At 63.0% G+C, this 2,540-nt stretch carries 3 protein-coding genes; 1 reads left to right on the plus strand and 2 read right to left on the minus strand.

Annotation, left to right across the window (positions count from 1 at the left end; all coding sequences use genetic code 11):
• Window positions 1–261: integrase core domain-containing protein (locus tag JSE7799_RS12685; protein ID WP_144431688.1), on the plus strand; the 261-nt coding region annotated here is incomplete at its 5' end.
• A 60-nt stretch (window positions 262–321) separates the two neighbouring features.
• Here the strand turns inward: JSE7799_RS12685 and JSE7799_RS12690 are convergent.
• Complete coding sequence (locus JSE7799_RS12690) at window positions 322–1,995, minus strand: phospholipase D-like domain-containing protein (protein WP_055663957.1); 1,674 nt, start codon at window positions 1,993–1,995, stop codon at window positions 322–324.
• 43 nt (window positions 1,996–2,038) lie between these two features.
• Window positions 2,039–2,540 (minus strand): transposase (locus tag JSE7799_RS21790; RefSeq protein ID WP_245624881.1); only part of this gene is annotated, 502 nt, incomplete at its 5' end.

Genomic DNA, 2,540 nt, shown 5'->3' on the forward strand with positions numbered 1-2,540 from the left:
ACCCCGCCGAAGTCGCCGCAGACCAACGGAATGGTCGAGCGCTTCAACGGCCGGATCGAAGAGGTCCTGCAGAGCCACCATTTCCGATCAGGCGAGGACCTGGAGATCACGCTCCACCGATACGTCTGGCTCTACAACCAGCAGCTCCCGCAAGCAGCGTTGGCCAGCAAGGCGCCCTTGCAGGCCATGAAGGACTGGCACAAAATCAAGCCAGAGCTGTTCAAGAAACAGCCATACTACCTTCCGGGATGTGACAAGTAGTCATCTATTGAAATGGAAAATTCTCCACCTGGCGCTTTCAGCGGTGTAATCTCGAGCGCCTTATCTTTGTTCTTCGGGCTTGCGCGGCACCGATGGACGGAACGTCCGGTCCGTGATGATGGCAGGCGCTGCAAGCGGCTGCCGCCGGGCACGCCGCAATATTCGGCGCCCGACCCAGATGCCGAGCGCCGCGGCTCCCGCCGCCAGAAATACCGTACCGATGGCGGTCGCTTCCAAGTGGTAGGGTTCGACCGCGCGCTTGGCGGTGTGCTTCGCGCGGACCTTCGGGCGGACGCGGTTGCGCGGCCAGTGTCGAGGATCGAAGATGCGGCTGTCCGCCAGCGCCTGCTCCAGTGGATCGAGCGAATGAGGCTCGATTGGATGCAGGCCCCTGCCCTTCGGCGTCCCAAGAGTTTCGATCGCTTTGGAAAGCGAGCCATGCTCCTGCCATGCCGCACGCACATCATCCGACGTGCGCCCCAAGTGCTCGGCCACCAGCGAAAGCGTAAAGTTCCGGATGAGAGCCCGCTCCTCCTCGGAAGCGGCCTCAATGGCAATGTCGCATTCCGTGTCGAATCCCATCGAGCGGTTGTCGATATTGCTCGACCCAATCTTGAGGAACCGATCATCAATCACGAACACCTTGGCGTGGACGTAGATCGACGTGCCCTCTGCGTTCACCGGGTGGAGGATCTTGAAACGTCCGCCGCCGCGGCGCGCATCTGCGTCTCGCAGGCGCTCGATCATGCGCGAGCGGACCGAATGCATCGCTTCGTCCTCCAGAAAGCTCTCGGCCGACAACGGATTGACGATCACGATCTCCGGGCCGTCCGGCTCGGCCAGCCGCGCCTCCATCGCCTCGCACAGGGAGCCGGCGGCGAAGTATTGGCTTTCGACGTAGATCGTGCGGCGGGCGGCGCGGATGGCCGCAAGGAATAGCTCCTCGATCTCGTTCACCAGCGGCGTGCCGTGGTAGCGCGGCGAAGTGCGGGCGATGCCAACTTCGACGTCGCGGATATCCGGCTCCAGATCGTCCGGCCAAGACGAGGCGCCACCGGTTTGCGGTACGGGCAACGCTTCTCCTGTGGCGAGTTCCCAGCGGGTCCGTGCCAAGTCACCGAGCGCTTCGGCCACAGGTCCTTCCAGAGCGGTGGTCACGTCGTGCCAAGGCTGGTGCAGCGAGCCATCCGGATCGACCCGTTGTTCGTTGTCTGGCGAGTGGTCGCGCGTGTCCCAACGGCCGGTGGTCACATCAATTCCGCCGCAGAAGGCGACTCCATCGTCGATCACCACGATCTTTTGGTGGTGGCAGGCGCCCGCCGGGTGATGGCTGTCGAGCGCGAAGCGGATGCGCTCGGAGGCTATCTTGAGGCTCAGCGTCTCCCAAGCCTGCGTCGCGACCTCCGCGATCATCGCGCCATCCCATTTAAGGATATACAGGCGCAACTCCGGGTTGCGATCCACGATCGCCTTGAGGAAGGCCCCGAGCTGGTTGGGCCAACCGTCGGGCGCATTGCCGCCTGCATCACTGTGACCGGGCACCATGTCGATGCGCAGGTCGAAGTCCCAGCCAATCAGGTAAATCGCGCGTTCGGCGCGGATCATCGCCCGCCGCAGATGCACGAAATAGTCGGCCGCGTCGACGATCAGCGCGGCACGAGTTGCGCGCGCCTTGCGCCAGCAGGTCGTGCCCGGTCGAAGCAAGGCGTCGGTTTGATCTTCGGTCGTCGGCATAGCTGTCCTCCAGCATCTCACGAGTCGGCGGCTCCGCCGACGGTCATGATCCCAACGATGGCGTCGCAATTTCGATCCGCGAAGAGCCGGACAAAGCCAGAAGATGCTCGTTCGCCATGAGGCCAACCTCGACGCGGGCGATGACGCGGCGGGGTTTCGACCACGAGCGGGCTGCGTAGGAGAAGGTTTTGAACCGGCGCAGCTTCTGACCCGGCGTCCGGACGTAGCGCGCCGCTGTCGATGCCTCCAATGCCGAGATGTTCCGCGCCAGACGGCCGTTCTTTGACAGACCGAAGACATAGCTGTCACATCCCGGAAGGTAGTATGGCTGTTTCTTGAACAGCTCTGGCTTGATTTTGTGCCAGTCCTTCATGGCCTGCAAGGGCGCCTTGCTGGCCAACGCTGATTGCGGGAGCTGCTGGTTGTAGAGCCAGACGTATCGGTGGAGCGTGGTCTCCAGGTCCTCGCCTGATCGGAAATGGTGGCTCTGCAGGACCTCTTCGATCCGGCCGTTGAAGCGCTCGACCATTCCGTTGGTCTGCGGC

Source organism: Jannaschia seosinensis (assembly GCF_001408515.1).
Taxonomy (GTDB): Bacteria; Pseudomonadota; Alphaproteobacteria; order Rhodobacterales; family Rhodobacteraceae; genus Jannaschia; species Jannaschia seosinensis.

Bases quoted from the DNA above. Each gene is read 5' to 3' on its own strand.
- JSE7799_RS12690 (WP_055663957.1), bottom strand. From the start codon at position 1,995: ATGCCGACGACCGAAGATCAAACCGACGCCTTGCTTCGACCGGGCACG.